Raw genomic sequence first — 21,519 nt, 5'->3', positions numbered from 1 at the left:
GGCGTTGGGATTGTCTGTCACTGACACGTTGCTGATCTTCGTCGGCATCCCGGCGGCGGTGGTGCTGGTGATCGTCGGGCTGGTCTTCGCCGCCAACCACGGCAGCGGCGGCGGCGCCAAGCGCTACCGGCCGGGCCGACGCTTCGACTTCACGCCGGTCTGGTTCCTGGGCCGCCCGGAGCAGTTGGCCGACTCGGCCGGCACCGCCCTGGCCGCCGGTGCCCAGGCGCCGGCGCTGACCAGCCACAAGCAGCAGCAGGCCGGCATCGAGGCGCCGGCCGGTGGAACCGGAGGCGCAAGTGACCGTTGGTGAGCAGGTCGACCAGGCCGGCACGGGCACCCCGCCCGAGGTGCTGGACGGGCCGTTCTCGACCCGGCAACTGCTGCGCATCGACGAGGCGCTGCGCCTGGCCGACCAGGGCAGCGGCCTGGTCTTCTCGGTCTACGTCGGCGGCCTCGACGAGCCGGTCCGGGAGCACGCCGAGCGGCTGCACCGCCAGCTCGCCGAGCCGGACAAGTCGGTGCTGATCGCCGTGTCGCCCAACCAGCGCCAGTTGGAGGTCGTCACCGGCCGGTACGCCCGCAAGCGCATCCCCGACACGTACGTCAAGCTGGCCGCGCTGTCCATGGTGGCGTCCTTCGGCGGCGGTGACCTGGCCGGCGGCATCATCCAGGGCCTCGACCAGCTCGCCAGCCACGCCGGTCGGGCCTGAGCCCCACCCGCACGTCCCGAACCGCCCGGAGCCCGGCCCGCACCACGCGGACCGGGCTCCGTCGCGTCCGTCACACCCGTCGGTGCCGAACCGGCCGGCTGCCGGTCAGCGGGGCCAGGTGCGGGGATCGAGTCGCATCGGCCACGGCTCGTCGACCGGCACCGGCTCGTCCGGACCGACGGTGCCGACGAGGTTGTAGTGCACCCCCTTGACCAGGCTGTACCGGTAGACGACGGGACCGAAGTCGCTCCGCTCCACCCGCCAGTAGGCGGGGATGCCGGACTCCGCGTAGAGCGCCGGTTTGGTCAGGCGGTCGTGACGGCGGCTGTTGGGCGATTCCACCTCGACGACCAGAGCGACGTCCGACGGGTCGGCCCACATCCGGTCCCGGGGGCACCCGGCCGCAGCACGGTGACGTCCGGGATGAGGTTGCCGGCCGGCACCCGGACCCCGATCTCGCGGATCACCCGCCAGTCGGCCGGCGCGTTCTGCCGCAGCGCCATCCGGATGTCGTCCGCAAGCTCGTGATGGTACGGGCCGGCCGAAGGGGTCACGTGCAGACTCCCGTCGATGATCTCGTAGCGGTTCCCGTCCTCGGGCAGGTCGCGTAGGTCCTGTTCGCGCCAGTCCCGCTCGGGCGGCCGCCACTCGTACCTCGGCTGTGCCATCGCTCACCTCCTCGCCCCACGATAACGGCCCGGGGCCGGCGTGGGCTCGCACCCGCGCCGGCCCCGGGCCGTGCCACCTCGACGTCAGCTGCTGTGGGCGTCCCGCGCGCGGGCCTTCAGCGCCCGGACCACCCCGTCGCGCCCCTCGGCCACCAGCCGGCGCAGCGGCGCCGGGTGGCCGTCGCCGGCCAACCACGCGTCGGTCGCCGCCACCGTCTCCTCCTCGACCAGGTACGCCGGGTACGCCAACTGCACGAACTCCTGCGCCGGCTCGCTGTCACGCTGCGCCCACACCTGCGCCACCGTGGCGAAGTACCGCTCCCGGTACGGCGCGGTCAACGCGACCTGCGTCGGGTGGGTGAGGCCCTGCAACAACGCCCGGTTACGCCAGTTCGGCAGCGCGTCCGGGCCGGTCAGCAGGGACCACACCGTCGCCTTGTTCTCCGCCGTCGGCACCAGCGCGTGCGCGTAGGCGGCCTCCCGCTCCCCGGAGGCCGTCCGGTCGCCGGCCAGTTCCGCCTCGATCTCGGCGGTGCCGGCCGCCCCCTTGGCCACCAGCGACTGCAGCACCGTCCACCGCAGCTCGGTGTCGATGGTCAGGCCCGCCGGCACGTCGGTGCCGGCCAGCCACCCGCGCAGCGTCGCCAGGTCCTCGTCGGCGCGGGCCGCCGAGGCGTACGCGCGGGCCCAGGCGAGCTGGAAGCCGCTGCCCGGCTCGGCCGCCGCCAGCGTGTCCCGGGCGGTGCGGGACAGTCCGGCCCAGCCGGTCGGCGCCCAGGCCGGGTCGGCGTAGAAGATCAGCGCGGTGCTGGCCTGCCGCAGGGTGGCGGTGACCAGGTTGATGTCGGTCTCGGCGGGCAGCCCGGCCAGCACCAGCGCGACGTAGTCGCGGGTGGACAGTTCGGCGTCGCGGACCATGTCCCAGGCGGCCGTCCAGCACAACGCGCGGGCCAGCGACGAGTCGAAGCCGGCGATGTGCTGCACCACGGTCGCCATGGACCGCTCGTCGAGCCGCAGCTTGGTGTAGGTCAGGTCGTCGTCGTTGAGCAGCAGCACGTCGGCGGCCGGCCGTCCGTGCAGCACCGACAGCTCGGTCACCTCGCCGGTGACGTCCACCTCGACGCGTTCGCGGCGGACCAGCCGGCCGTCGGTCAGGTCGTACAGGCCGACGCCGATGCGGTGGGTACGCAGCGTCGGGTGACCGGCCGGGGCCTCCTGCCGGACCAGCACCCGCTCGTAACCGCCGTCGGCGCCGATGGTCACCTCGGGGCGCAGGGTGTTGACCTGGGCGGTCTCCAGCCACTGGGCGGCGAACTTGCGCAGCTCCCGGCCGGAGGCCGTCTCCAGCTCCGACAGCAGGTCGTCGAAGGTGGCGTTGCCCCACGCGTGCTTGGCGAAGTACGCCCGCAGCCCGGCCAGGAACGGCTCCTCACCGACGTACGCCACGAGCTGCTTGAGCACGCTGGCGCCCTTGGCGTACGTGATGCCGTCGAAGTTGACCTCGACCGCCTCCAGGTCCGGCATCTCGCAGTAGACCGGGTGGGTGGAGGAGAGCTGGTCCTGCCGGTAGCCCCAGTTCTTGCGGATCGACAGGAAGGTCGTCCACGCCTCGGAGAACCGGGTGGCGTGGGTGTTGCACCAGTGGCTCGCCCACTCGGCGAACGACTCGTTGAGCCACAGGTCGTTCCACCAGCGCATGGTGACCAGGTCGCCGAACCACATGTGGGCCAGCTCGTGCAGGATCGTGTTGGCCCGCTGCTCGTACTCGAAGTCGGTGACCTGCGAGCGGAACAGGTAGTGCGACTCGGCGTGGGTGACGCAGCCGAAGTTCTCCATCGCGCCGGCGTTGAAGTCGGGCACCCAGAGCTGGTCGTACTTCGGCAGCGGGTACCGCACCCCGAACTGCTCGTGGAAGAAGTCGAAGCCCTGCTTGGTGATCAGGAACAGGTCGTCGGCGTCCAGGTGGGGGGCCATCGAGGCCCGGCAGAAGACGCCCAGGTCGATGCCGTCGTGACTGTCCCGCACCTCGTGGTACGGCCCGGCGCACAGGGCGGTGATGTAGGTGCTCATCCGCGCCGAGGTGGCGAAGTGGACGGTCTTGAGCCCCTCGCCGGCCGGTTCCTCCCGCTCGACGGGCATGTTGGACACCACCCGCCAGTGCGCCGGGACGGTGGCGTGCCAGGTGTAGACGCTCTTCAGGTCGGGCTGGTCGAAGCAGGCGAACACCTTCTGCGCGTCGGCCGTCTCGAACTGGCTGTAGAGGTACGTCTCGCCGTCGACCGGGTCGACGGTGCGGTGCAGGCCCTGACCGCTGTTGGAGTAGCCGAAGTCGGCGTCCACCACGAGCACGTTCTCGGCGGCCAGCCCGGTCAGCGCCAGGCCCTTCTCGGCCGACCAGCCGGCGAGGTCCACCGGCTCGCCGTTGAGCGTGGCCGCGCGCACCGACTCGGCGGCCGTCTCGATGAAGGTGCCGGCACCGGGTTCGGCACAGCGGAACCTGACCTCGGTCACCGACCGGAACGTGCGGCCCTCGGCCTGCACCGCCGTTGACAGGTCGAGGTTGATGTCGTACCCGGTGACCTCCAGCAGGCGGGCCCGCTCGGTGGCCTCGACCTGGGTCAGGTTGCGCACTCCTGGCACTTTCGTCTCCATCCCACTCTCGCCGCCTTCCGGCTGCGCCAGCCCCTGCCGGCCGCTCGTGGCGGCGACCCGAGCCGAGTCTTCCATGCACCGACCCCGCGGTGGTCGACGTCACGCTCTCATTCCGCTACCGATCGATGCCGTGGGGGGTGAGGATCGAGGGAAACCGCGCCGGGTCCGCCGGCGTGTCTGACGTCACGAAGGGACTCCACCGTGACCGAACGTGTCGCCGTCGACATGTGGTTCGACCCGCTGTGCCCGTGGGCCTGGATCACCTCCCGTTGGCTCCTGGAGGTCGAGCAGGTCCGGGATGTGGACATCAGTTACCACGTGATGAGCCTCTCCGTCCTCAACGAGGGCCGGGAGCTGCCCGAGCAGTACCAGGAGATGATGAAGCTGGGCTGGGGGCCGGTACGGGTCTGCATCGCCGTGGAGCAGGCGCACGGCGGCGCGACGCTGGCGAAGCTCTACACCGCCATGGGCACCCGCATCCACCTCGGCAAGGAGCCGCTGGGCCGGGAGATGATCACCGCGGCGCTGGCCGATGTCGGGCTGGACCCGTCGTTCGCCGACGCCGCCGACTCCACCGAGTACGACGAGGCGCTGCGGGCCAGCCACGAGGCCGGGATGCGCCCGGTCGGCACCGACGTCGGCACCCCCGTGGTGCACGCCCCCGGCCCGGACGGCGAGAAGATCGCCTTCTTCGGCCCGGTCATCACCCCGTCGCCCAAGGGTGAGGCCGCCGGCCGGCTCTGGGACGGCGTCCTGCTGGTCGCCGGCACCCCCGGCTTCTACGAGCTGAAGCGCTCCCGCGAGCTGGGCCCGATCTTCGACTGACCGCCACCCCGGCGGGGCCCGGCCGGTCGGGCCCCGCCGGGGACGGTTCATCTGGTGGACCCGGCGCGGGGTCGGCGTCGCGCGGGCCGTCGTCGCCGGTAGCGTCAAGCCCCATGACGGTCGTGCATCCGATCGCCCGGGCCTGGATCACCACTGGCGGCACCGGCGCGCAGAACTACGACGAGTTCGCCGACGACGCGGAGATCACCGCGATCATCGAGGCGAACCCGCACAGTGCCCTCGGCATCGAGATGCCCCACCGGGCGCCGGAGAGCCTGGGGAAGTCCTTTTCCGACGCGCTCGGCGACGCGGTGGCCCGGCTCACCGAGGCCAAGGCCGACGGCAGCTACACCCCCGCCGAGCAGGTGGTGGTCCTCTACCGGATCAGCGCGCCGGGGGAGGAGCCGGCGTACGGGCTGTTCGCCATGGTCGACACCGACCAGATCTCCACCAGCGCCGACGAGCCCGGCCTGGTCATCCGCAACGAGGACGTCTTCATCGCCAAGGTGCGGGAGCGGGTCGCCCTGGCCGAGGCGCTGGGTCACCTGCTCTCCCCCGTACTCCTGTTGCAGACCGGGCGCGGTGACGAGCTGCACGCCGCGCTCGCGACGGCGACCGACACGGCGGGCGCGCCGGCGGCCACCGACACCGACCAGGCCGGCCGCACGCACGCCATCTGGCTGCTCGGCCCCGGCCCCGAGCAGGACGCGCTGACCGCGCTGGCCGGCGGCGGCGAACTGGTGGTGGCCGACGGCAACCACCGCAGCCTGGCCGCGCAGACCGGCGGCTTCCCGCGCTTCCTCGCGGTGGTCACCACCCCCGCGTCGGTCGCCATCCAGCCCTACAACCGGCTGGTCAGCGAGCTGCCCTGCACCCCCGACGAGCTGCTCGACCGGCTGCGCGCCGCCGGCGCGCGGATCAGCCCGGTCGACGGCCCGGTCGAGGTCCCGGCGGCCGGCGGCACCGTGCACCTGCGGCTCGCCGGCCAGGGGTACGCGGTGACCCTGCCGCACGACGCGGCCGCCGCCCGGCTGGAGAACCTCGACCACGCCCTGGTGGAGCGGCTGCTGCTGCGCGACGCGCTCGGCCTCGACCCGGGCGACAAGCGGATCACCTACGTCGGCGGCGACTACCCGGCGAGCTGGCTCACCGGCGAGGTCGACGCCGGCCGGGCCGAACTCGCCGTCCTGATCGCCCCGGTGACCGTGGACGACTTCGTCGCGGTGAACCTGGCCCGGGAGAAGATGCCCCGCAAGAGCACCTGGTTCACCCCGAAGGCACGCGGCGGCCTGGTCGTCGCCGAGCTGCCCCGCTGAATCCTGTGACGAATCCGCCCCGGCACGCCGCCCCCACGGCGGGCCGGGGCGCGGCCCTGACAGACTGCCCGGTATGCGCGTCTACCTGGGATCCGATCACGCCGGTTTCGAGTTGAAGGTGCACCTGGCCAATCACCTGGCCAAGCAGGGCTACGAGCTGGTCGACGTCGGCCCGCACGCCTTCGACCCCGACGACGACTACCCGACCTTCTGCCTGCACACCGGTGACCGGGTGGTAGCCGACCCGGGCAGCCTGGGCGTGGTCATCGGCGGCTCCGGCAACGGCGAGCAGATCGCCGCCAACAAGGTCGCTGGCGTCCGGGCGGCGCTGGCCTGGAGCATCGAGACCGCCCAGCTCGGCCGGCAGCACAACGACGCCAACGTGGTGGCCGTCGGTGCCCGCCAGCACACCCTCGACGAGGCCGCCGCCATCGTCGAGGCGTTCCTCACCACCCCGTTCTCGGGCAACGAACGGCACGCCCGGCGGATCGCCCAGGTGGCCGAGTACGAGCGCACCCGCGAGCTGCCCGAGCTGCCCGCCCCCGCCGACCTGTCCTGACCGCCGCCCGCGCCGGGCTGCCGCCGGCGATCCGTCGACCGGGCCGGTCACCGGCCGGCCCGGTCACCGACCCGAACGGGGCAGGTCCTCCCGGGGGACCCAGTTCCGTCGGATGATCACCAGGCGTTCCTCGGCCTCGGCCAGATCCTGTTCGGTGGGGCGGGCCGCGTCCCGGGCGCGTAGCGCGGCCCGCACGCTGACCTGCGACGAGCCGGAACCGACCAGCCCGCGTAGCCCCCGCTCGCCGTCCTCGCCGCCCGGGGCCCGGCGGGCCCGTGGCGGTGGAGCCCCGTCGTGCACCTCGGCCGTCGCCGCCACCGGCGGCTCACCGCCGTCGGCCGTGGGCTCCGGCTGGTGCCGTAGCCGGCGTCGCCGTCGCTCCGCATCCACCATGTCCCGACCGTACCGTCCGGTGGCCCCCGTCGGGCCGGGCCGGGCGCGGCAGTTTGTCCGCTCGCTACCCTCGAAGACGGTGGACCGGTCGACGGCCGGCACCGGTCATGGGGAGGAACCAAGATGGCAGACCAGACACAGCCGTGGGCCGAGCGGACCGTCGAGGTGCCGCCCCAGCCCGGTGTCGGGGTGCCCCCGCAGCGGGAACCGTTCCGTCGGGGCGTCGCCTCGGTGGGGCAGCCCCGGGCTCCGCGTACCGAGCCGTTCCCGGTGGTCGAGCACGACCAGTCCGGCTGGTCCGAGCCCGCCGCGCCGCGCCGGCCGATGAGCTGGCACGTGGAGCAGTTGCGCCGGGGTGGCGAGTGGAGCGCGGCCGGCGCCCTCTTCGCCTTCGTCTGCTGGGGCATCTGGGCCATCTCCGGCCGGGGCGACCTGGGTGCTCCGCTGCTGACCTTCCTGCTCAGCCTGCTGGTGGCGGCCGGCCTGTTCGCGCTGTCCCGGCTACTCGGCCGGGTCATCCTGGAACGGCAGCTCGGCCGGGTACGCCGCAGTGCCCGGGGAGCGCACCTGGTGACCGGGATCTTCCTGGCCGGGGTGGGCATCGCCTACCTGCAGCAGACCCAGTGGGTGATGGACGCCTGGAACTTCGTCACCGGCAACTGAGCCACCCGGCGTCGGTACGGCGGGCGGGCCGGGTGGTGACCCGGCCCGCCCGCGTCCGGTCGCGGGGTTGTCCGCGACACCGGTCGACACTCCTCCAGGCCGGAGGCTGGCATACCCCGCCGCCCCGGCTTCATCCCCGCCCGGCCGGGTGATCCCGCGCGTCGCGCCGCGATCGTATGACCCCAACAGGATGTTGATGCACGTCGATTCGTCGCTCTAGGCTCCCGCCATCGAACCGGCGCCCCCACGAGGCGCGCCGCCGAGGGTTGGAGGCCCCGTGAACCGTTGGCGCAGTCTCACCGGCCGGATGGCTGCCACGATCGTGGCGATCACCGCCGGGTCGCTCGTCCTGACCGCCCCGGCCACCGCCGCGCCCACCCCCGACGCGGCCCCGTCCGTCGTCGGTGGCACCCGGGCCGCGCAGGGCGAGTTCCCGTTCATGGTCCGGCTCTCCATGGGCTGCGGCGGGGCGCTCTACAGCCCCCGGCTGGTGCTCACCGCCGCCCACTGCGTGAACCGCACCGGCACGAACACCAGCATCACCGCGACCCTCGGCGCGGTCGACCTCCAGTCGAGCAGCCGCATCCAGGTCAAGTCCAACTACGTCTACCGGGCCCCCGGCTACAACGGCAGCGGCAAGGACTGGGCGCTCATCCGGCTCGCCACCCCGGTCACCTCGCAGGCCACCCTGCCCATCGCCACCACCACCGCTTACGACAACGGCACCTTCACCGTCGCCGGCTGGGGTGCCGCCCGGGAGGGCGGCGCGCAGCAGCGGTACCTGCTCAAGGCCACCGTGCCGTTCGTCAGCGACGCCAGCTGCTCGTCCTCGTACCCCGGCGAGCTGATTGCCGCCGAGGAGATCTGCGCCGGCTACGCCAGCGGTGGCACCGACACCTGCCAGGGTGACTCCGGCGGCCCGATGTTCCGCCGTGACGCCGCCAACGCCTGGATTCAGGTCGGCATCGTCAGCTGGGGCGACGGCTGCGCCCGGCCCAACGCCCCCGGCGTCTACACCCAGGTCAGCACGTTCGCCGCGTCGATCGCCTCGGCCGCCGCGAGCCTCGGCGGCTGACCCACCGACCGCCCCCCGGGCCGCTGCGCCACCGACCGCCCCCGTGGCAGCCGGTGGCGCAGTGGTGTCCGGCTGCTCAGTGGTGTCCGGCCGTCCAGTGGTGTCCGGCGGCTCAGCCGCCCCGGCCGTTCAGCCGTCCCCGGCGAACCGGTACAGCACGAAGTCCCGCTCCGCCCCGCAGATGATCACCGACGTGTTCCACGCACACGACTCGCTGCGGACGCCCTGCAGCTGCCCCATCTCGGTCAGCCCGCCGGACTTCGACACCCCGGCCAGGCTCCGGTCGTCCTCGACGCTGCTCGGCGTCTCGGCGAAGACCAGCAGGTTGCCGGCGTCGACCCGGGCCGCCGTGCCCTTGCGGTCGGTCAGCACCGCCTTCCCGTCCGGGTCGAACAGGCTCACCGAGGTCTTCGGCAGCTCCCGCCGTACGAGCAGGTGCTCACCCACCGGCACCAAGCCCTGGCCGCCGGGCGCCGCCCAGCGGCGACTGCCCTTGCCCTCGGTGGCCGCGACCACCTCCGTGCGGTCGGCGTCGCCCTCCGGCACCTCCAACAGGCAGGCCCGGTGCTCGCCGCAGGCCACCAGCGCGGTGACCCGCCGCTGCTCACCGGCGCTGTAGAGCACCGTCGGCTCGGCGAAGCTGCCCAGGTCGTAACCGAGCAGCTTGTATCCCCGGTCCTCCGCCACCACGTACAACCGGTCTCCGTACGCGACCATCCGGTCGCTGACGTCGGCGACCCCGTCGCGGCGGCGGACCACCTCGCCGCTGTCCATGGCGAGCACCCGCACCGACCGGTCGGCACCCACCTGCACCAACTGGTCGGCGTCACCGAGCCAGGGGGCATCGGACGCGCCGTCGAACCCGGCGGGACCGACCACGCTCTGCGCGGTGCCCACCCGCAACACCGTGGTGCGGGTGTCGCCGTACTCGCTGCGGGGGTTGTCCAAGGTCCACTCCTGCCGGCCGTCACGCAGCCGCAGCCCGACCAGGCGGCTGCCGGCGCGGTCCACCCAGACCAGCCGCTCCGGGGTGACGTGCACCGCATCGTCGCCCTGCACCGGCAACCGCCACCGTTCCCTGCCGTCGCCGGCGTCGAGCACCACCACGTCGCGGGGGGTGCTGTCGCCGGCCGCGTCCGCCACGACCAGCACCGCCCCCGGCACCGCCCGGACCCCCTTCCACCGCTCGCCACCCGCTGCGACCGTGGTCCGCCACGCCTGCTTCCCGGTGCCGGCGTCGACGGCCACCACGGTGAGCCGGTCGTCGGAAAGCGCGTAGGCCAGGTAGGCGCGGTCACCGAGCACGGCGGTGAACATCGCCGTCGGCCGGTCCCCACCGGCGGCGGGCCGGGCCACCTCGGTGAGCGTGTGGAACTCCAACGCCGGGTAGCGGTCCCGGGTGAACCAGAGCGCCGCCGCGCCGAGCACGCCGAGCAGCGCCAGCCCCGCACCGATCCCGATCCACAGCCGGCGACGCCCGCGCCGCACCGGCGTCGAGGGGCCGGCACCGGTCCCCGGTGACGGCACCGCCCCCGCCGGTACGCCCGGCCAGCCCGTCGGATATCCGCCCTGCTCCGGCACGGTCCCGTCCGGCGGCAGCCCACCCGGGGTCGGCACCGGCGGCGCGCTTGATCCGACCACCGGTGGCCCACCGAACGCAGTGCCCGCCCCGGCCACCAGGGTCGCGCCGGGTCCCGCCGGCAGGGTCGCGTTCGGTTCCGGCGGGAGGGTGTGGCCCGGCCCCGGCGGGAGGGTGTGGCCCGGGCCGGCGGGCGCTGCGCCCCCCTGCAGGGTGGCGGCCACGCCGGCGGGTCGGCCGTCACCCGGACCGGCCGGGGCGGACGCGGTGTCGGATGCCCCCGGCGCGGCGTCGTGCACCGCAGCGGTCGACGCCTGTGCCGGTGCGGGCGAGGTCTGCACCGCGGCGGGCGACGGCTGTGCCGGGGCGGGCGACGGCTGTGCCGGGGCGGGCGACGGCTGTGCCGGGGCGGGCGACGGCTGTGCCGGGGCGGGCCCGGCCGCGCCGGCCGACCCGGGACGCCGGCCCGGCCGGGGCAGCGGCAGGTCGGTGAGCGCCCCCTCGGCCACCGGCAGCTCGGGCTGCTCCAGCACGGTCGGCGCGACCCCCAGCTCGGCGTGCAGCAGCCGGGCCACCAGCGGCACCCGGGACGAGCCGCCGACGAGGAACAACCCCGCGAGCCGGTCCGGAGTGAGGCCCGCCTCGGCGACCACCTCCCGGGTCCGGGCGACCGCCCGGGTCAGCAGGGGAGTGGCGAGCTGCTCCAGTTCGGCCCGGCTGAGCGGGACGGCGGTCTCCAGGCCGGGCACCGCGACCGGGGCCACGGCGACCCGGGACAGCATCTCCTTCGCGCCGCGCACGTTGTCCCAGAGCTGCTGCCGGTCCCGCCACTGCCCGGTCGTCTCCGGTCGGGTCAGCCGGGCCCAGAGCGCCGCCTGCCCGTCACCGACCAGCTCACCGACCCGGGCGAGCAGGGCCGCGTCCAGGTCCAGCCCGCCGAGGTCGGCCATCCCGCCGGTGGCGATCACCGTGAAACCCGAGTCGCCCCACGGGTCGGCGCCCTCGTTACGGACGACCGCCACGTCCAGGGTGCCGCCGCCGAAGTCGAACACCGCCACCGACTCGCCCACCGGCACCGGCCGCCGCAGCACCTCCGTGTAGTAGCGGGCCGCCGCCACCGGTTCCCGCAGCAGCCGGGTGCCCACCGGCACCGGACCGGACATGGTGTGCTCGGCCGCCGACGGCCAACCGGCCAGCGCCAACGCGTCGTGCAGCACCTGCCGCCGGGGAGCCTCCCAGGCGGCGGGATAGGTGAGCACCGCCGGGGGCAGGAACCCCACCGTCGCCACCGCCTGCTCGGCGACCGCCCACAGGGTCGCGGCGAGCAGCTCCGCCGGGGCGTACGACCGGTCGCCGAGGAGGACCGTCGGCTCGTCCACCAGGCGTTTCGGGTTCGGCTCGTACCGGGTCGGGTCCGCCTGGGCCAGCCGCTGGGCGTCCCGGCCGACGTGCAACCGGCCCTCGGTGTCGGCGTAGACCCCGGAGGGGAGGATCGGCTGCCCGTCGACCAGCAGCGGTCGGGTCCGCCCGTCCGGCCAGCGCAGCACGGCCACCGTGTTGGACGTGCCCAGGTCGACGCCGAGGGCGTATCCGTCCTGCTGGCCTGCCATCCGTCGCTACCTCCACCGGACGAGGGGATGCCCGGTCCCGCATGGTACGCAGCCCCCGCCGCCCCCGGCCGGTCCGGCCGCTGCGCCCTCGCTCCGACGCCTCCCGAGGCCCTGGCACAGCCGCGGGGTCCGGCCCCGTCCCGGCGGCCGTCAGTCCCGGCGGCCCGGCTCGGGCGGGGGGACCCGGTCGGCGTACGCGCCGGGCGGCCCCGAGTAGCGCCTGCCGTTCCGGTACGGCGAGGCGTTGGCGGTGCACCCGTGCAGGCCCAGCGTCTGCTGCTGCATCACCGGGGCCGGCCGGCCCCGCCCCGGACACCGCTCGTGGCCGTGGCCGAGCCGGTGCCCGACCTCGTGGTTGACCACGTACCGCCGGTAGACGGCCAGGTCCGCGCCGTACCCCGGCACCCCCTTCACCCAGCGGGCCACGTTGATCACCACCCGGTCGCCGTTGCGGCACGAGGTGTACCCGTCCGCCGCGTCCCCGCACAGCTCGTCGCGGGTGCCCGGGGTGGCCAGGTGGACGGTGAAGTCGGCCGGCCCACCGGGGCCGACCCGCCACAGCCGCAGCGCCCCGCCCGTGGTCCATCCCTGCGGGGCGGTCAACGTCGCGCTGACCTCGGCGGCGAACTCCGCCACCGGCAGCCCCCGGATGTCGCGCTCCACCGCCACCCGGTACCGCAGCAACCGGCCGGTGCCCCGGGGCGCCGTCGTTTCGCCGGCCGCGACCTGCCAGCGGTTGGTCCCGTCCGCCGGGTAGCCGACGGGGGCGGGCCCGGACCGGGCGGGCGTCCCGGCGACCGTTCCGACCGGCTGGGCGGACCCGTCCGCCCGGACGGACCCCGTCGGGGCGGGTGTCGCCGTCGCCCCGGCCGGGGAGGACGGTGCCGTCCCAGGCCGCCCCGCCGCCGGCAGCCCGCACCCGGTCAGCCAGGCCGCCATCAGCAACGCCGTCACCGGCCGCCCGCGCCGGGGGCTACCCTTCGTCGCCATGGTGCCTCCTCCACCCGCCGCCGGGCGGCGTCGGGCAGCGGGAAGGACGGGCGGCCCGCCGGAACAGTTGATCCCGCCGGCACTCAACCTTTCGGTGCCCTCGCCCGTCCTGTCCGGCGTGGCAATGGGGAAGAGCGGGCATGGCCCGGGGTGACGCCGAGTTCGTCGAGTTCGCCCGGTCCGCCTCCGGGCGGCTCAGACACGCCGCGTTCCTGATGACCGGCAACCACCACCAGGCCGAGGACGCCGCGCAGACCGCCCTGGTCCGCACGTACGCGTCCTGGTCCCGGATCCGCGACGAGGACGCCTACGGGTACGCCCGCACGGTGCTGGTCAACCACCTCGTCGACGGGTGGCGGCGGCCGATCCGGGAGTACCCCACCGACGACCTGCCCGAGCAGCGGCGTGGCGACGTCGCCGACGACGTGGCCACCCGCCGTTGGCTGCTCGACATCCTCGGCGCGCTCAGCGCCCGCGAGCGGGCCATCGTCGTGCTCCGCCACTACTTCGACCTACCGGAGGCACAGGTGGCCCGCGAACTGGGCGTATCGCTCGGCACGGTGAAGAGCACCGGTTCCCGGGCATTGCAGAAGCTGCGCGCCACCGGGGTCCCGGCGACCCAGGGGACCGGCCGATGACCGAGTTGGAGCGGTTGCGCCGGGCGATGCGGGCGACCGAACGGCCGTACCCCGAGGATCTCGACCTGACCGTGATCATGCGGGACGGCCGGCGGCTGCGCCGACGCCGCCGACTCGTCAACGTGGGCGCGACGGCGCTGGTCACCGTGCTGGTGGCCGGCGGCGTGGGGCTCGGCGTGCGGTGGGCCGGGCCGCCGGCGGCGGACCGCCCACCTGCCCGCGCGGCCACCGTGCCCGACGCGACGCCCCCGGCGACATCGTCGCCGACCCCCGGACCCACCCGGTGGGAGCCCCCCCGGAAGCCGATCGGCGAAGTGGTCGACACCGGCATCCGGTACGGCGTCGAGCAGCGGGTGTACTACCTGGTGGCGGTCGACGTGCCCGAGGCACCCAGGGTGCGGGTCGGGTTGATGGCCGGCCGTCGCACCCCTGCCGGCGAACTGATCGACGACATCGTCCTCAACGACGTGCAGGGCAGCGACCGGCGACCGGGCTTCCACGAGATCGGGTACGACGACACGACCCCCTCGGACGCCCGCCCGCCGGTGCCGACGTTCGGCTACTTCGTCGGGCCGGCGAGCCGGATCGTCGGCACCGTCGGGGGCCGGCAGGTCGACGCCCGGCTGGCCCGGTGGAGCACCGACCCGGAACTGGTGATCTTCTGGTTCGACCCGGTCGACCTCACCCCCGGCGTACGACTCGACGGCATCGTCGCCCGCGACCGCTCCGGCCGCCTGCTCTGACCGGCGACGGGACGGCCGGGTGTTCCGGTCCGGCGGCGTGGCGGTGCGCACCCCGCAGGCGCGGACCTCGTGCCGGGCTCCGGTCCGTCGGGTGGCCACTGCGCAGCGGGACCCGTGGGCACGCTTCCCGCGTGCTTGTATCGTGCCGGGCGTGACGTGCACCGACTGGTCGGACATCCGTGGACGGCTCGCCCGGTTGGCCGCGACGCCCGACTCCGATGCGGTGTTCGGCGCCGGCGACCACGGGTGGGAGCTGGAACCACCACTGACCGCCGACGAGTTGACCGAGGTGCAGGAGCAGCTGCGGGTGGAGTTGCCCGCCGAGTACCTGTCGTTCCTGCGGGAGGCCGGTCGGGGCGGCGCGGGGCCGGCCTACGGGCTGTTCCCGATGCGTCGGCGCGACGGACGGTGGCAGTGGGAGGGCGACGGCGCGGACCTCACCACGCTGGCGGCGCTCGGGCGTCCGTTCGCCCACGTCGAGGCGTTCAACCCGGCCGACGGCCTGCCCGCCGAACCCGAGGAGGACGACTACGACTCGCCGGAGGCGTTCACCGCCGCGCACGACGCCTACTGGGAGCGGTACGAGAAGGTCGTCTACACGCCGCAGAACTCGATCGGCCTGCTGTACCTGTGCCATCTCGGCTGCGCGTTACGGGAGGCGCTCGTCGTCAGCGGTCCCACCCGGGGGCAGATGTGGGCGGACGACATCGCCGAGGGCGGCGGGTTCCGGCCGCTGTACGACGACGACGGGACGCCGCTGGGGTTCGCCCGCTGGTACCGGCGCTGGCTGGAGGCGGCCGAGCGCGAGGTCGCACCCGGCTAGCCGTCCGGGTCGACGGCGAACGGGCAAGCCGCGAAGCGGCGCGGCAGTCGAACGCCCCGGCATCGACGACGGCCGGCCACGCTGGCGCTCGTCACGGCCCAACTTACTGGTCACGACCAATCCGACGCGTGGCGCGATACTCAAGGAGCCAGTAGGTGGCCATGAGGACCGATGCCGCCAGCAACAGCCCGGCACCGATCCACCGGCTCGGAGCGCGCCAAACGCTGGGCGTGCCCTCCGTGAGATTCCCTAGCCCCAGGAGAGCGTAGAAGCCCATGCATGCCGCCCCTGCGGCCCACACGCGGGGGTAGTGCAGGGTCCGCCCGAGCAGCTGAACCGTTGACGTGCGCCGGCTGCGAACAACCACCCAAGCAGCGCACCCGACCAGGGCGACAGCAGCGCCGGCAAGCAGGATGTCCATGACCATCGCATCCGCCTCGTAGGTCGTCACGGCAGTGACGGTAGCGGTACCACACAGCTGCCGACCGCAGACATATGGACAGCCGTCGTCTGGTGCGGCGGGCGTCAGGTGACCCGATCATGGCATCGGTGCTGGTGGTGCCCGGTAGCCGTCACGAGATCGAAGACACCTACGCGCTGTCCTGACCCTGGTCAGGACCACACGTCGCCGTAGAAGTCCTCGTCATCGTCGGCTTGGGGCAGCGGGGTCCGCCACCACAGCTCGATAAGGAACTCCTGGGTGTCGGCCTGCCTGCGATGAACGCGAACGCCGTAGACGCCGGCTCCCTGCGAAGGGGTGACCTCCAGTGCCGCTCCGGAGGTGATCACCTCGACGATCAGCTCTCCGGTCGGGCAGTGCAGCTCAAGCTGTCGAGATTCGTCCCACAGGCCGCTGTCCGGCGCGGGCTCACTGGCCCACGTCCGGAGTTCAAGGCCCACCTTCAATGCGTCCGAGAGAACTCGAACGCAGATTTCGTACGTGGACGCGCCGGCTACCTGGCCCTCCGCGTCCTGGAGTGACTCGCCCTCGTCGCCGGCATCGCACCACACGTCCCGCAGGACGAAGTGGCCATAGTGGGGACTGAAGGTGGTGCGGTGCACCACGAGCGGCTTCATGGGTCCAGAGGGTGGCACCGCCGTCCGACATTCGAGTACGAGAACGGCCCAGGCTTGGCGAACACGCCGCTGACCTGGGCCGGAGGGTGTGGAGCGGGCGACGGGAATCGAACCCGCACCGTCAGTTTGGAAGACTGAAGCTCTGCCATTGAGCTACGCCCGCGTACGCCCGGAAACCGGACGCGCCGCAAGCCTACCCCCACCCCCGCACCCCGGTTATTCCCTCCCCCCGGCCCCGTGTCCTCGGTGATCAAGAGGTTCGCGTCACCCTCGACGATCTCCCTGACGCGAACCTCTTGATCACCGGGGTCATGCCGAGCGCGCACCGGGGATATACCGAGCGGACGCCGAGGACGTGTATCGCGCGCACGCCGGAACGCGAGTGGGGGACCGGCCGGTCGGGGACGCCCCGGCATACCGGGCGGGGCGCGACGGCATACACTTCTTTCGCCACGGGGTGTGGCGCAGCTTGGTAGCGCACTCGCTTTGGGAGCGAGGGGCCGTGGGTTCAAATCCCGCCACCCCGACTGCGTGCGCATCCCGGGATCATCCCCGGGAGGCGACGCCGATCCGTGCGGTTCGCCGGGCGCTGCCAGAGCAGCGTCCCGGCTCGCCTACACTCGATGCGCGCAATCACGCCCAGACCCAGACCCACCACTGAGATCCGTCAAGGAGTACGCCTGTGAAGAGCACCGTCGAGACTCTGAGCCCGACGCGCGTGCGGCTCGCCATCGAGGTGCCGTTCGTCGAGCTCGAGCCGAGCCTCAAGAAGGCGTACCGGGAGATCGGCCAGCAGGTCCAGGTTCCCGGCTTCCGTCGGGGCAAGATCCCGGCCGCCGTGATCGACCAGCGGGTGGGCCGGGGCACCGTGCTCAACGAGGCGGTGCAGGAGGCGATCCCGCAGAACATCCTCGCCGCGGTGCGTGAGCACGACCTCAAGACGCTCGGCCGTCCCGAGGTCGAGATCACCGAGTTCAACGACGGTGACTCGCTCAACTTCACCGCCGAGGTCGACGTCCGGCCCGAGCTGACCCTGCCGGACCCGGCCACCGTCGAGGTGACCGTCGACGAGCTGCAGATCGACGAGAGCGAGATCGACGAGCAGGTGAAGAACCTGCGCGAGCGGTTCGCCACGCTCAAGACCGTCGAGCGGGCCGCCGCCGAGGGTGACTACGTGCAGATCGACCTGAACGCGACCGTCGACGGCGAGGACGTGCCGGGCGGCTCGGCGAGCAACATCTCGCACGAGGTCGGCAGCAAGCAGCTCCTGCCGGGTCTGGACGAGGCCCTGGTCGGTCTCGCCGCCGGCGACGAGACCACCTTCACGACCCAGCTCGTGGGCGGCGACTTCGCCGGCCGGGACGCCGAGGTGGCGGTGACCGTCCGCACGGTCAAGGAGAAGGAGCTGCCGGAGCTGGACGACGACTTCGCCCAGATGGCCAGCGAGTTCGACACCATCGAGGAGCTGCGCGCCGACCTGCGGGAGAAGGTCACCCGGGGCAAGCGGGTCGAGCAGATCTACGCCGCCCGGGACAAGGCCCTGGAGCAGTTGGTCGCCGCCGCCGAGGTGCCGGCACCGGAGGGTGTCGTCCGCGAGGAGGTCGACAGCCGTAAGCAGGCGATGGTCGACCAGCTGGAGCGGATCGGCGCCTCGATGGAGGAGTACCTCGCCGCCGAGGAGAAGACCGAGGAGCAGATCGACGCCGAGCTGACCGAGGCGGCGACCGAGGGCGTCAAGATCCAGCTGTTGCTGGACACTCTGGCCGACGCCGAGGACACCCAGGTCTCCGACGACGAGTTCGGCCACGAGATCGTCCACCGGGCGCAGCGCGCCGGGATGGCCCCGCAGCAGTACTACGACCAGCTGGTCCGCTCCGGCGCCGCCGCCGCCGTCTTCGGTGACGTGCGGCGCGGCAAGGCGCTCGCCTCCGTGATGGAGAAGATCAAGATCAAGGACTCGGCTGGCAACGAGGTCACCCTCGACGCGCTGCGGGCCGAGAGCGAGCAGGCGCACGACCACGACCACGAGCACTGATCCGACCCGGTAGGCCGCCGTGCGCCCGTTGCGGCGCACGGCGGCCGAGCCCCTTTTCCGGGTACGTCCCGAGCCTGCTGCGCTGAGAGCGAACAGTGCCGCGAGCGGGAGTCGATCACCCGGTGGAGCGGTTAATGTCGGGTACGACGGTACGGAGAGCGAAGGGCTGCCATGACCGACATGCACATCCCAGCGAAGCCGCTCCGGGCGATCGAAGCCCGAGGTGGCGACACCATTGGCAACCTCGACGACTCGGTCTACAACCGGTTGCTCAAGGAGCGCATCATCTTCCTCGGCAGCGAGGTGAACGACCAGGTCGCCAACCGCATCTGCGCCCAGCTGCTGCTGCTCGCGGCGGAGGACCCGGACCGCGACATCTTCCTCTGGATCAACTCGCCGGGTGGCTCGGTCTACTCCGGCATGGCGATCTACGACACCATGCAGTACATCGACAACGACGTGTCGACCGTGGCGATGGGCATGGCCGCCTCGATGGGTCAGCTGCTGCTCTGCGCGGGCACCAAGGGTAAGCGGTACGCCCTGCCGCACGCGCGGATCATGATGCACCAGCCGTCCGGTGGCCTCGGCGGCACCGCGTCGGACATCGCGATCCAGGCCGAGCAGATGCTCTACACCAAGCGGATGTTCCAGGAGCGGGTCGCCCACCACACCGGGCAGAGCCAGGCGCAGATCGAGGCCGACTCGGACCGCGACCGCTGGTTCACCGCCCAGGAGGCCATGGACTACGGCTTCATCGACAAGGTGATCATCGGAGCCACCCAGGTTCCGGATGGCGCCGGGACCCTGAGCTGAGGAGCTGACGATGACCGATCTGAGCCTGCCGCCCCAGTTCGCGGCCGTGCACAACCGTTACGTCCTGCCGTCGTTCGTCGAGCGCACCTCGTACGGGGTCAAGGAGTCCAACCCGTACAACAAGCTCTTCGAGGACCGGATCATCTTCCTCGGCGTCCAGGTCGACGACGCGTCGGCCAACGACGTGATGGCGCAGCTGCTGACGCTCGAGGGCACCGACCCGGACCGCGACATCATCATGTACATCAACTCGCCAGGCGGTTCGTTCACCGCCATGACGGCGATCTACGACACCATGCAGTACGTCCGGCCGGACATCTCCACCGTCTGCCTGGGCCAGGCGGCCAGCGCGGCGGCGGTGCTGCTGTCGGCGGGCACCCCGGGCAAGCGGATGGCGCTGCCGAACTCGCGGATCATCATCCACCAGCCGGCCACCGAAGGCGGCTACGGGCAGGGCTCGGACATCGAGATCCAGGCCCGGGAGATCCTGCGGATGCGCACCCAGCTGGAGGACATGCTCTCCCGGCACTGCAACCGGCCGATCGAGCAGGTCCGCAAGGACATCGACCGTGACAAGATCATGACGGCCGAGGAGTCCAAGGAGTACGGGCTGGTCGACACGATCCTGACCAGCCGCAAGAAGGGCCTGCTGGCCGCCAACGCGGCCCGCTGAGCACCATCGTTCGGAGGTCGGTCGGGGCGAGCAGTTCCCGGCCGACCTCTGACACACCCGTTTTGGGGGTCGGAGAAACCCTCGCCAGCGGGTAACGTCGGGGCCGTACGGCGTGGCCGGGTCGGACCGGCGGAACGGATTTCACCACGGACGGGCGCTCCGGCGCCCGCGGTTCAGGGCCGGTCTCCGGTCGACGAGTGCAGGGAGAACGTAGGTGGCACGGATCGGTGACGGCGGCGACCTACTGAAGTGCTCGTTCTGCGGCAAGTCGCAGAAGCAGGTCAAGAAGCTCATCGCGGGCCCAGGGGTCTACATCTGCGACGAGTGCATCGACCTCTGCAACGAGATCATCGAGGAGGAGCTGGCCGAGTCCGGCGAGGTGAAGTGGGAAGAGCTTCCCAAGCCGATGGAGATCTGCCAGTTCCTCGACAACTACGTCGTCGGTCAGGACCAGGCCAAGAAGGCGCTCGCGGTGGCGGTCTACAACCACTACAAGCGCATCCAGGCCGAGGCGGCCAACGCCCCCGGCTCCGGTAGCGACGCCGTCGAGCTGGCCAAGTCCAACATCCTGCTGCTCGGCCCGACCGGCTGCGGCAAGACGCACCTCGCGCAGACCCTGGCCCGGATGCTCAACGTGCCCTTCGCGATCGCGGACGCCACCGCGCTGACCGAGGCGGGCTACGTCGGCGAGGACGTGGAGAACATCCTCCTCAAGCTGATCCAGGCCGCCGACTACGACATCAAGCGCGCCGAGACGGGCATCATCTACATCGACGAGGTCGACAAGATCGCCCGTAAGTCGGAGAACCCCTCGATCACCCGGGACGTCTCCGGTGAGGGGGTGCAGCAGGCCCTGCTCAAGATGCTGGAGGGCACGGTGTCGAACGTGCCGCCGCAGGGCGGGCGCAAACACCCCCACCAGGAGTTCATCCAGATCGACACCACCAACGTGCTGTTCATCTGCGGTGGCGCCTTCGCCGGCCTCGACCAGATCATCGAGGCCCGCACCGGCTCCGGCGGCACCGGCTTCGGTGCCCGGCTCCGGTCGGTCTCCGAGCGTTCCACCGACGACATCTTCAGCCAGGTGATGCCGGAGGACATGCTCAAGTTCGGGCTGATCCCCGAGTTCATCGGCCGACTGCCGGTGATCACCAACGTGCGCAGCCTGGACCGTTCCGCCCTGGTGCGCATCCTCACCGAGCCGCGCAACGCCCTGGTCCGGCAGTACCAGCGGCTCTTCGAACTGGACGGCGTCGAGCTGGAGTTCGAGCCGGCGGCACTCGAGGCGATCGCCGACCAGGCGATGCTCCGGGGCACCGGCGCCCGTGGTCTGCGCGCCATCATGGAAGAGGTCCTCCTCTCCGTCATGTACGAGGTGCCGAGCAACCCGGACGCCGCGCGGGTGCTGATCACCCGCGAGGTCGTACTGGAGAACGTCAACCCGACCATCGTGCCGCGTGAGTTCACCGGTCGCCGGGCCCGTCGCGACCGCGAGGAGAAGTCGGCCTGACCGACACCCCGACCACCGTCGGAAGCACGGCCCCCGCCCGGGGCCGTGCTTCCGCGCGTACGGCGCCTGTGCCCTGACCGCCGTCTGAAGGCACCCGTCCATCCCGATCCACGCCCGCGGCTCGCGATCGGCTCTGGGCCGCGCTCAGGGTGTCCACGCGGTGC

Annotated in this window: 22 protein-coding genes and 2 tRNA genes; 15 read left to right on the top strand and 9 right to left on the bottom strand. The window is 72.6% G+C overall.

Going from position 1 to position 21,519, the window contains the following annotated elements:
- Window positions 1–28 precede the first annotated feature (28 nt).
- Together ACN268_RS15295 and ACN268_RS15290 are read left to right on the top strand one after the other, a co-directional pair.
- Window positions 29–313: a hypothetical protein gene (locus tag ACN268_RS15295; RefSeq protein ID WP_088646597.1), complete on the top strand. Its 285-nt coding sequence runs from the start codon at window positions 29–31 to the stop codon at window positions 311–313.
- Window positions 300–713: a DUF5130 family protein gene (locus ACN268_RS15290; protein ID WP_219464342.1), complete on the top strand. Its 414-nt coding sequence runs from the start codon at window positions 300–302 to the stop codon at window positions 711–713. Before ACN268_RS15295 ends, ACN268_RS15290 begins: the two co-directional genes overlap by 14 nt.
- A gap of 105 nt (window positions 714–818) precedes the next feature.
- On the opposite strand, the gene ACN268_RS15285 is transcribed toward ACN268_RS15290, so the two are convergent.
- The 3 genes from ACN268_RS15285 to pepN form a co-directional block, all read right to left on the bottom strand.
- On the bottom strand, window positions 819–1,055 hold the full coding sequence (locus ACN268_RS15285) for a hypothetical protein (RefSeq protein ID WP_421483774.1): 237 nt from the start codon (window positions 1,053–1,055) through the stop codon (window positions 819–821).
- Window positions 1,019–1,381 carry a Uma2 family endonuclease gene (locus tag ACN268_RS15280; RefSeq protein ID WP_421483773.1) on the bottom strand — a complete coding sequence of 121 codons (363 nt, stop codon included), beginning with the start codon at window positions 1,379–1,381 and terminating at the stop codon, window positions 1,019–1,021. The genes ACN268_RS15285 and ACN268_RS15280 overlap by 37 nt, the downstream gene beginning before the upstream one ends.
- A gap of 84 nt (window positions 1,382–1,465) precedes the next feature.
- Window positions 1,466–4,012, bottom strand: coding sequence for an aminopeptidase N (gene pepN, locus ACN268_RS15275; protein ID WP_421483772.1), 2,547 nt, complete (start codon window positions 4,010–4,012; stop codon window positions 1,466–1,468).
- Window positions 4,013–4,234: 222 nt separating this feature from the next.
- Between pepN and ACN268_RS15270 the strand changes: the two genes are divergently transcribed.
- The 3 genes from ACN268_RS15270 to ACN268_RS15260 all read left to right on the top strand — a co-directional run bounded on the left by ACN268_RS15270 (window position 4,235) and on the right by ACN268_RS15260 (window position 6,733).
- Window positions 4,235–4,858 carry a DsbA family protein gene (locus tag ACN268_RS15270; RefSeq protein WP_357928069.1) on the top strand — a complete coding sequence of 208 codons (624 nt, stop codon included), beginning with the start codon at window positions 4,235–4,237 and terminating at the stop codon, window positions 4,856–4,858.
- A 113-nt stretch (window positions 4,859–4,971) separates the two neighbouring features.
- Entirely contained in the window at window positions 4,972–6,174 is a 1,203-nt protein-coding gene (locus ACN268_RS15265) for a DUF1015 family protein (RefSeq protein WP_421483771.1), read from the top strand.
- 73 nt (window positions 6,175–6,247) lie between these two features.
- Window positions 6,248–6,733 (top strand): ribose-5-phosphate isomerase, encoded by a 486-nt coding sequence (locus ACN268_RS15260; RefSeq protein WP_088647123.1) that lies wholly within the window; start codon window positions 6,248–6,250, stop codon window positions 6,731–6,733.
- A 63-nt stretch (window positions 6,734–6,796) separates the two neighbouring features.
- Here the strand turns inward: ACN268_RS15260 and ACN268_RS15255 are convergent, their stop codons facing one another.
- Window positions 6,797–7,126: a hypothetical protein gene (locus ACN268_RS15255; protein ID WP_421483770.1), complete on the bottom strand. Its 330-nt coding sequence runs from the start codon at window positions 7,124–7,126 to the stop codon at window positions 6,797–6,799.
- A 123-nt stretch (window positions 7,127–7,249) separates the two neighbouring features.
- Between ACN268_RS15255 and ACN268_RS15250 the strand changes: the two genes are divergently transcribed.
- Window positions 7,250–7,789 (top strand): hypothetical protein, encoded by a 540-nt coding sequence (locus ACN268_RS15250; protein ID WP_421483769.1) that lies wholly within the window; start codon window positions 7,250–7,252, stop codon window positions 7,787–7,789.
- Window positions 7,790–8,066: 277 nt separating this feature from the next.
- Window positions 8,067–8,864: a serine protease gene (locus ACN268_RS15245; RefSeq protein ID WP_421483768.1), complete on the top strand. Its 798-nt coding sequence runs from the start codon at window positions 8,067–8,069 to the stop codon at window positions 8,862–8,864.
- Between the two features lie 129 nt (window positions 8,865–8,993).
- Here the strand turns inward: ACN268_RS15245 and ACN268_RS15240 are convergent, their stop codons facing one another.
- Both ACN268_RS15240 and ACN268_RS15235 read right to left on the bottom strand, forming a co-directional pair.
- Window positions 8,994–12,053 (bottom strand): Hsp70 family protein, encoded by a 3,060-nt coding sequence (locus tag ACN268_RS15240; protein WP_421483767.1) that lies wholly within the window; start codon window positions 12,051–12,053, stop codon window positions 8,994–8,996.
- Between the two features lie 150 nt (window positions 12,054–12,203).
- On the bottom strand, window positions 12,204–13,043 hold the full coding sequence (locus ACN268_RS15235) for a DUF3152 domain-containing protein (RefSeq protein WP_421483766.1): 840 nt from the start codon (window positions 13,041–13,043) through the stop codon (window positions 12,204–12,206).
- 140 nt (window positions 13,044–13,183) lie between these two features.
- Between ACN268_RS15235 and ACN268_RS15230 the strand changes: the two genes are divergently transcribed.
- From ACN268_RS15230 to ACN268_RS15220, 3 genes are all read left to right on the top strand, one after another.
- Entirely contained in the window at window positions 13,184–13,681 is a 498-nt protein-coding gene (locus ACN268_RS15230; protein ID WP_421483765.1) for a SigE family RNA polymerase sigma factor, read from the top strand.
- The gene (locus tag ACN268_RS15225; protein ID WP_421483764.1) at window positions 13,678–14,424 is read left to right on the top strand and encodes a hypothetical protein; all 747 of its coding nucleotides are present in this window, start codon (window positions 13,678–13,680) and stop codon (window positions 14,422–14,424) included. Before ACN268_RS15230 ends, ACN268_RS15225 begins: the two co-directional genes overlap by 4 nt.
- A 151-nt stretch (window positions 14,425–14,575) precedes the next feature.
- Window positions 14,576–15,247: an SMI1/KNR4 family protein gene (locus ACN268_RS15220; RefSeq protein ID WP_421483763.1), complete on the top strand. Its 672-nt coding sequence runs from the start codon at window positions 14,576–14,578 to the stop codon at window positions 15,245–15,247.
- A gap of 103 nt (window positions 15,248–15,350) precedes the next feature.
- Here ACN268_RS15220 and ACN268_RS15215 read toward each other — a convergent pair whose 3' ends face one another.
- The 3 genes from ACN268_RS15215 to ACN268_RS15205 all read right to left on the bottom strand — a co-directional run bounded on the left by ACN268_RS15215 (window position 15,351) and on the right by ACN268_RS15205 (window position 16,487).
- Window positions 15,351–15,698 carry a hypothetical protein gene (locus tag ACN268_RS15215; protein WP_421483762.1) on the bottom strand — a complete coding sequence of 116 codons (348 nt, stop codon included), beginning with the start codon at window positions 15,696–15,698 and terminating at the stop codon, window positions 15,351–15,353.
- 161 nt (window positions 15,699–15,859) lie between these two features.
- Complete coding sequence (locus ACN268_RS15210) at window positions 15,860–16,324, bottom strand: hypothetical protein (protein WP_421483761.1); 465 nt, start codon at window positions 16,322–16,324, stop codon at window positions 15,860–15,862.
- An 89-nt stretch (window positions 16,325–16,413) separates the two neighbouring features.
- Window positions 16,414–16,487, bottom strand: a tRNA-Gly gene (locus tag ACN268_RS15205).
- Window positions 16,488–16,777: 290 nt separating this feature from the next.
- Between ACN268_RS15205 and ACN268_RS15200 the strand changes: the two genes are divergently transcribed.
- The 5 genes from ACN268_RS15200 to clpX all read left to right on the top strand — a co-directional run bounded on the left by ACN268_RS15200 (window position 16,778) and on the right by clpX (window position 21,355).
- Window positions 16,778–16,851, top strand: a tRNA-Pro gene (locus ACN268_RS15200).
- Between the two features lie 155 nt (window positions 16,852–17,006).
- Window positions 17,007–18,359 (top strand): trigger factor, encoded by a 1,353-nt coding sequence (gene tig / locus ACN268_RS15195; protein ID WP_421483760.1) that lies wholly within the window; start codon window positions 17,007–17,009, stop codon window positions 18,357–18,359.
- 171 nt (window positions 18,360–18,530) lie between these two features.
- Window positions 18,531–19,172, top strand: coding sequence for an ATP-dependent Clp protease proteolytic subunit (locus tag ACN268_RS15190; protein ID WP_067310650.1), 642 nt, complete (start codon window positions 18,531–18,533; stop codon window positions 19,170–19,172).
- A gap of 10 nt (window positions 19,173–19,182) precedes the next feature.
- A complete protein-coding gene (locus ACN268_RS15185; RefSeq protein WP_030333536.1) occupies window positions 19,183–19,845 on the top strand; it encodes an ATP-dependent Clp protease proteolytic subunit in 663 nt (220 codons plus the stop codon).
- A gap of 214 nt (window positions 19,846–20,059) precedes the next feature.
- Entirely contained in the window at window positions 20,060–21,355 is a 1,296-nt protein-coding gene (gene clpX, locus ACN268_RS15180) for an ATP-dependent Clp protease ATP-binding subunit ClpX (protein ID WP_357928115.1), read from the top strand.
- The last annotated feature ends 164 nt before the right edge of the window (window positions 21,356–21,519 follow it).

Source organism: Micromonospora sp. WMMD735 (assembly GCF_049178995.1).
Classification (GTDB): Bacteria; Actinomycetota; Actinomycetes; order Mycobacteriales; family Micromonosporaceae; genus Micromonospora; species Micromonospora wenchangensis.
Note: the sequence above shows the minus strand (reverse complement) of the source record. Positions and strands in the feature narration are given on the sequence as shown.